The organism is Pseudomonas sp. R62, assembly GCF_000257605.1.
GTDB classification, from domain to species: Bacteria; Pseudomonadota; Gammaproteobacteria; order Pseudomonadales; family Pseudomonadaceae; genus Aquipseudomonas; species Aquipseudomonas atacamensis.
Genome location: NZ_JH635998.1, coordinates 2761282 through 2768248 on the forward strand (window position 1 = coordinate 2761282; position 6967 = coordinate 2768248).

Sequence of the window (6967 nt, forward strand, 5' to 3'; positions counted from 1 at the left end):
AACAACCGCGCCAGCGCTTGAGCGGTCGCGCCCGTGGTCAGAACATCATCCACCAGCGCGAAATGGCGGCCGCTTGCCTCTGCATCAGGCGTTAGCGCAAAGGCATTGCGCAAATTGCGTTTGCGCGCCTTGGCGTCGAGATCCTGCTGGGCATCGGTGTCCATGACTCGCCGCAGCAGCTGTTCTTCACACGGCAAATCCAGCGACACACTCAGCCAGCGCGCGAGCATCGCCGCTTGATTGAATCCTCGCCGACGCAGTCGTTTATTCGCCAACGGCACCGGTAGCAACACATCGGGTCGCGGCAAGTCCTCGGCGAAGCGATGCTGCAGGTATTGGCCGAGAACGTCGGCGAGCAGGTGACCAAACGGCCATTTTGCGTTGTGTTTAAAGCGTGTAATCAGACTGTCCACGGGGAAGCCATAAACCCAGGGCACGGCAACCTGTTCGAAGGCCGGAGGCTCTAGCAGGCACTCGCCGCAAGTCAGGCCATCCGCCGCCAGCGGCAAAGCGCAGCTCTGACAATGACTGCCGAGCCAGGGCAATTCGGTTTCGCAGGCCTCGCACATTGGCATTTGTGCTTCTGCGGGCTCATCGCACAGCAAACAGGTATGTACGTTTTTTAAACAGATGTAAACCTGTCCATGGTATTGCGGTTGACAGCGCATCGCTCTTCCTTAAATATGCCGAACATCCGTGTAGCGCCTGTGGGTATTCCGTTTCCCCCAGCGCCAGCCAAGCATAACCAAGGAATTGCCCATGAGCGCGAGCACCACCGCCACCCTGCGTCACGATTGGTCTCTGGCCGAAGTCAAAGCACTCTTCGTACAGCCATTCAACGACTTGCTGTTCCAGGCGCAAACGGTGCACCGCGCACATTTCAACGCCAACCGCGTGCAGGTCTCGACACTGCTGTCGATCAAGACCGGTGCCTGCCCGGAAGACTGCAAGTACTGCCCGCAGTCCGGGCACTACAACACCGGTCTGGAAAAAGAAAAACTGATGGAAGTGCAGAAGGTCCTCGAAGAGGCGGCCCGCGCCAAAGCCATTGGTTCGACGCGATTCTGCATGGGCGCGGCGTGGAAACATCCGTCGGCCAAAGACATGCCGTATGTGTTGAAGATGGTTGAAGGGGTGAAAGCCTTGGGCCTGGAAACCTGCATGACCCTCGGACGTCTCGATCAGGAGCAGACCGAGGCGCTGGCCAAGGCCGGTCTGGATTACTACAACCACAACCTCGACACCTCGCCGGAGTTCTACGGCAGCATCATCACCACCCGCACTTACAGCGAACGTCTGCAGACGCTGGCTTACGTGCGTGAGTCGGGGATGAAAATCTGCTCCGGCGGCATTCTCGGCATGGGCGAATCGCTGGACGATCGCGCCAATCTGCTGATCCAGTTGGCCAACCTGCCGGAGCACCCGGAGTCGGTGCCGATCAACATGCTGGTGAAAGTCGCCGGCACGCCGCTGGAAAACGCCGAAGACATCGACCCGTTCGACTTCATCCGCATGCTCGCCGTGGCGCGCATCCTCATGCCGCAATCTCACGTACGTCTGTCCGCCGGTCGCGAAGCGATGAACGAGCAGATGCAGGCCCTGGCATTTTTCGCCGGCGCCAACTCGATTTTCTACGGCGACAAATTGCTCACCACCGCCAACCCGCAGGCGGACAAGGACATGCAGCTGTTCGCGCGCCTCGGTATCCAGCCGGAGGCCCGCGAAGAGCATTCCGATGAGGTTCATCAGGCTGCGATCGAGCAGGCACTGGTGGAGCAGAAGAGTAGCGAGCAGTTCTACAACGCTGCGGTGTAATAAACCGCGCGGATTGCCCTGAAGGAATGCAAAACCCCTGTGGGAGCGAGCCTGCTCGCGAAAGCGGTTTGGCCGCCAACATCCCTGTTGGAGGTGACGCCCATTCGCGAGCAGGCTCGCTCCCACAGGGGATCTGTGTCATTTGAAAATCGAGGCCTGCATGTCTTTCGATCTCGCCGCACGCCTTGCTGCCCGTCGTGCCGACAACCTTTATCGCCAGCGCCCGCTGCTCGAATCGCCGCAAGGGCCGGAAGTGGTGGTGGACGGCCAGCCGCTACTCGCTTTCTGCAACAACGACTATCTGGGCCTGGCCAATCATCCGCAGGTGATCGAAGCCTGGCGCGCCGGCGCTGAACGTTGGGGTGTCGGCGGTGGCGCGTCCCATCTGGTGATCGGCCACAGCAGCCCGCATCACGCGCTGGAAGAAGCGCTCGCCGATCTGACCGGACGCCCACGTGCGCTGCTGTTCACCACCGGCTACATGGCCAACCTCGGTGCGGTCACCGCGCTGGTCGGGCAGGGCGATACGGTGCTCGAAGACCGGCTCAATCATGCCTCGTTGCTGGACGCGGGCCTGTTGTCCGGCGCGCGTTTCAACCGCTATCTGCACAACGACGCCGAAAGCCTGGGCAAACGCCTGGAGAAAGCCACTGGCAATACACTGGTGGTGACCGATGGCGTATTCAGCATGGACGGTGACATCGCCGACCTGCCGGCGCTGGCCCGCGCGGCCAAGGTCAAAGGCGCGTGGCTGATGGTTGACGATGCCCACGGCTTCGGCCCGTTGGGCGCCAACGGTGGCGGCATCGTCGAGCATTTCGGCCTGAGCCAGGACGATGTGCCGGTGCTGGTCGGCACTCTCGGTAAAGCCTTCGGCACCGCCGGGGCCTTTGTCGCCGGCAGCGAAGAGTTGATCGAAAGCCTGATCCAGTTCGCCCGCCCGTATATCTACACCACCAGCCAACCACCGGCGCTTGCCTGCGCGACGCTGAAAAGCCTCGAGCTGTTGCGCAGCGAACACTGGCGCCGTGAACACTTGCAGACGCTGATTCGCCAGTTCCGCCACGGCGCCGAGCAGATCGGGCTGGAGCTGATGGACAGCTTCACGCCGATCCAGCCGATCATGATCGGCGATGCCGGCCGCGCCGTGCGGTTGTCGCAGATGCTGCGCGAGCGCGGGCTGATGGTGACCGCAATTCGCCCACCGACCGTGCCTGCCGGGAGCGCGCGCCTTCGCGTGACGCTGACCGCCGCCCACAGCGAGGCGCAGGTGCAACTGTTGCTGGAAGGGTTGGCAGATTGTTTCGCCCGATTGTCATTGGAGCCAAGCCATGCGTAATCGTCTGATTCTGCTGCCCGGCTGGGGCCTTGGCGTGTCGCCGCTGGAACCGCTGGCCGCAGCATTGCGTGGCTTCGACGAGCATCTGCAAGTCGAGATCGAGCCCCTGCCGGAGCTGGACTCCGCTGACCTTGAAGACTGGCTCGACGAACTCGATGCGCGCATTCCACAGGAAGTCTGGCTTGGTGGCTGGTCGCTGGGCGGCATGCTCGCGTCTGAGTTGGCGGCACGACGCGGTGAGGCGTGCTGCGGGCTGCTCACGCTGGCGAGCAATCCTGCGTTTGTCGCCCATGAACAGTGGCCGAGCGCGATGCCTGGCGAAACTTTCGATGCGTTTCTTGCCGGTTGCCAGGCCGATCCGCGTACCACGCTCAAGCGCTTCGCTCTGCTATGTGCGCAAGGTTCACCAGACCCGCGCGGCTTGTCGCGCTTGCTGCTCGCTGGCGCGCCAGCCATCGCGCCGGCCGCGCTGATGGCGGGTCTGGAGCTCCTTGCGCAACTGGACACACGCCAGGCGTTGCAGGGGTTTCGCGGCCCGCAGTTTCATCTGTTCGGCGGGCAGGACGCGCTGGTCCCGGCGGAAGCGGCCGGCGCGTTGTTCGCGCTGTTGCCGGATATCGAAATTGGTCTGATCGAACAGGCCAGCCATGCTTTTCTGCTGGAAGACCCGCACGGAGTCGCGGGCGCGATCCAGGCTTTTCTTCATGAGTGCGCTGATGACTGACCTGTCCCTTGTGCTGCCTGGGGGCTTGCCCGACAAGCGTCAGGTGGCGGCGTCTTTTTCCCGTGCTGCGGCCAGTTACGACAGCGTCGCCGAGTTTCAGCGTGACGTCGGCACGCAGCTGCTTGAGCGTTTGCCTGGGAGTTTCATGCCGTCGCGGTGGCTTGATCTCGGTTGCGGCACCGGCTATTTCACCCGGGCGCTGGCCTCGCGTTTCACCCAGGGCAGCGGTGTCGCGCTGGACATTGCCGAGGGCATGCTCAGTCACGCACGGCCGTTGGGTGGCGCTGAGCATTTCATTGCTGGCGATGCCGAAAGATTGCCGCTGCAGGATGCGAGCTTTGATCTGATTTTCTCCAGTCTCGCGGTGCAGTGGTGCGCCGAATTCCAAGCGGTGCTCAGCGAAGCCTTGCGCGTGCTGAAACCGGGCGGGATTTTTGCTTTTGCTAGTCTGTGTACAGGAACGTTGTTCGAGTTGCGTGAGAGTTGGCAGCAGGTCGACGGGTTGGTGCACGTCAATCGCTTCCGCGAGTTCGCCCGCTATGAACAGTTATGTGCCGGCAGTGGCATGCGCATTTTGGCGTTGGAGAATCAGCCGCACGTGTTGCATTACCCGAATGTGCGCAGCCTGACCCATGAGCTGAAGGCATTGGGCGCACACAATCTGAATCCTGGCCGGCCGGGCGGTTTGACCGGACGGGCGCGGATTCTCGGGCTGATCGACGCGTATGAGCGGTTCCGTCAGGCGTCGGGGCTGCCGGCAACGTATCAGGTGGTGTACGCCGTGTTGGAGAAACCTCTATGAGCGCAGCCTATTTCATCACCGGTACCGACACCGATGTCGGCAAGACCACGGTTGCTGCCGGATTGCTCCATGCGGCGCGTTCGGCTGGCTTGAGCACGGCGGCAGGCAAACCGGTGGCATCGGGTTGCGACGTCACGCCCAAGGGCTTGCGTAATTCCGATGCCTTGGCGCTGCTGGCCGAATGTTCGTTGCCGCTGACTTATCAACAGGTCAACCCGGTGGCGTTCGAGCCAGCGATCGCTCCGCATCTGGCGGCGCGCGAAGCAGGTGTGGCGCTGACGGTGCAATCGCTGCTGGCGCCGATGCGCGGGATTCTGGCGATGAACGCCGATTTCACCCTGATCGAAGGCGCGGGCGGCTGGCGGGTGCCGTTGGCGGATCAGGACAATCTATCGGACCTGGCGATTGCGCTGAAGCTGCCGGTGATTCTGGTGGTGGGCGTGAGGCTTGGGTGCATCAGTCATGCGTTGCTGACCGCCGAGGCGATTGCCCGAGATGGCCTGCAATTGGCGGGGTGGGTGGCCAATATTATCGATCCGAAAACTTCGCGGCTGGAGGAAAACCTTGCGACCCTGGCCGAGCGCATTCCCGCGCCGTGCCTGGGCCGGGTGCCGAAACTCAAAGCGTTGAGCGCCGAAGCCGTGGCCGAGCATTTGCAACTGGATTTGCTCGATTAAGTTTCTCGCTATGAACAGGCACTGTGCCATTAGTGTTTTTGACGGGTGTTTTGCTGGCGCGTCTGCTTCAATGGCGAGCATTGATCCTTTGCAGGGATGAGAGTGACTATGGAAATCTCCGGCAACACAGCTTTTTATGCGGGGCTGAGCTCGATTCAGTCCGGGCAGAACCGCGTCGATCAGGCCGCCAGCCAGATCGCCAACAACACTATCGAACGCTCGGTGACCAGCCAGTCGTCCGAAGTGCAGGTCAATCGCCTGCGCGGCGTGGATCGCGCACAAGAATCGGATCTGGCGAGCAATATCGTCGAGCTGTCGCAGGGCAAGATCCAGGCAGAGCTGGGTGTGAAGGTGGCCAAGGCGTCCGACGAAGTGCTCGGGACGATCATCGATACCTTCGCCTGATCGAATTTGTTGTAGACCCCGAAACGCCGCGCTCTGTCGCGGCGTTTTTCGTTTAAGTCCTTCTTGCTCAACTAATCTTTTTACAACGCCCGTGGCTTACGTGAAGTCGCGGCGATTTCCAGTTTCCGGCATTTGGAGAACGTGATGACGAACGGCAAAAGAACGACGCTTGACAAGATTTCGGCGTAAACGTATGTTTCAAACAACTGTTTGACCGTCACAACAACTCAACACGGTCGTTCATTCCCGGTTACATCAGCAGAGGTTTATCGCTATGCCTGACTACAAGGCCCCCTTGCGTGATATTCGCTTCGTTCGTGACGAACTGCTCGGCTACGAAGCGCACTATCAGAGCCTGCCAGCGTGCGCAGACGCAACGCCGGACATGGTTGACGCCATCCTCGAGGAAGGCGCCAAGTTTTGTGAGCAGGTACTGGCGCCGCTGAACCGCGTGGGCGACATCGAAGGTTGCACCTGGAGCGAGTCCGGCGTGAAAACCCCGACTGGCTTCAAAGAGGCGTACAAGCAATTCGTCGAAGGCGGCTGGCCAAGCCTGGCCCACGACGTTGAGCACGGCGGCCAAGGTCTGCCTGAGTCGCTGGGCCTGGCAGTGAGCGAAATGGTCGGCGAAGCCAACTGGTCGTGGGGCATGTACCCAGGCCTGTCGCACGGTGCGATGAACACCATCTCCGAGCACGGCACCCCTGAGCAGCAGGAAGCCTATCTGACCAAACTGGTCTCCGGCGAATGGACCGGCACCATGTGCCTGACCGAACCGCACTGCGGCACCGACCTGGGCATGCTGCGCACCAAGGCCGAGCCTCAGGCCGACGGTTCCTACAAAGTTTCCGGCACCAAGATCTTCATCTCGGCCGGCGAACACGACATGGCCGATAACATCGTCCACATCGTACTGGCGCGTCTGCCGGATGCTCCGGCTGGCACCAAAGGCATCTCGCTGTTCATCGTTCCAAAGTTCCTGCCAAACGCCGATGGCACCATTGGCGCGCGCAACGCAGTGAGCTGCGGTTCGTTGGAACACAAGATGGGCATCCACGGCAACGCTACCTGCGTGATGAACTTCGACGGCGCCACTGGTTACCTGATCGGCCCGGCGAACAAGGGTCTGAACTGCATGTTCACCTTTATGAACACCGCTCGCCTCGGTACCGCACTGCAAGGTCTGGCTCACGCCGAAATCGGCT

Annotated in this window: 7 protein-coding genes and 1 pseudogene; 7 read left to right on the forward strand and 1 reads right to left on the reverse strand. The window is 61.3% G+C overall.

Annotation, left to right across the window (positions count from 1 at the left end):
* Nucleotides 1-668 (reverse strand): ComF family protein (locus OQK_RS13410; protein WP_016772859.1); only part of this gene is annotated, 668 nt, incomplete at its 3' end.
* Nucleotides 669-759: 91 nt separating this feature from the next.
* On the opposite strand from OQK_RS13410, the gene bioB reads away from it, so the two are divergent.
* The 7 genes and pseudogenes from bioB to OQK_RS13445 all read left to right on the forward strand — a co-directional run.
* The gene (gene bioB, locus OQK_RS13415) at nucleotides 760-1815 is read left to right on the forward strand and encodes a biotin synthase BioB (RefSeq protein WP_016772860.1); all 1056 of its coding nucleotides are present in this window, start codon (nucleotides 760-762) and stop codon (nucleotides 1813-1815) included.
* A 160-nt stretch (nucleotides 1816-1975) separates the two neighbouring features.
* The gene (gene bioF / locus OQK_RS13420; protein WP_016772861.1) at nucleotides 1976-3154 is read left to right on the forward strand and encodes an 8-amino-7-oxononanoate synthase; all 1179 of its coding nucleotides are present in this window, start codon (nucleotides 1976-1978) and stop codon (nucleotides 3152-3154) included.
* Complete coding sequence (locus OQK_RS13425) at nucleotides 3147-3878, forward strand: alpha/beta fold hydrolase (RefSeq protein WP_016772862.1); 732 nt, start codon at nucleotides 3147-3149, stop codon at nucleotides 3876-3878. Before bioF ends, OQK_RS13425 begins: the two co-directional genes overlap by 8 nt.
* Nucleotides 3871-4680, forward strand: a complete 810-nt coding sequence (gene bioC / locus OQK_RS13430) for a malonyl-ACP O-methyltransferase BioC (RefSeq protein ID WP_016772863.1) — start codon at nucleotides 3871-3873, stop codon at nucleotides 4678-4680. The genes OQK_RS13425 and bioC overlap by 8 nt, the downstream gene beginning before the upstream one ends.
* Nucleotides 4677-5357: a dethiobiotin synthase gene (bioD, locus tag OQK_RS13435; protein ID WP_016772864.1), complete on the forward strand. Its 681-nt coding sequence runs from the start codon at nucleotides 4677-4679 to the stop codon at nucleotides 5355-5357. Before bioC ends, bioD begins: the two co-directional genes overlap by 4 nt.
* A gap of 108 nt (nucleotides 5358-5465) precedes the next feature.
* On the forward strand, nucleotides 5466-5762 hold the full coding sequence (locus OQK_RS13440; RefSeq protein WP_016772865.1) for a hypothetical protein: 297 nt from the start codon (nucleotides 5466-5468) through the stop codon (nucleotides 5760-5762).
* A 274-nt stretch (nucleotides 5763-6036) separates the two neighbouring features.
* Nucleotides 6037-6967: pseudogene (locus OQK_RS13445) on the forward strand (phenylacyl-CoA dehydrogenase); the annotation flags it as partial.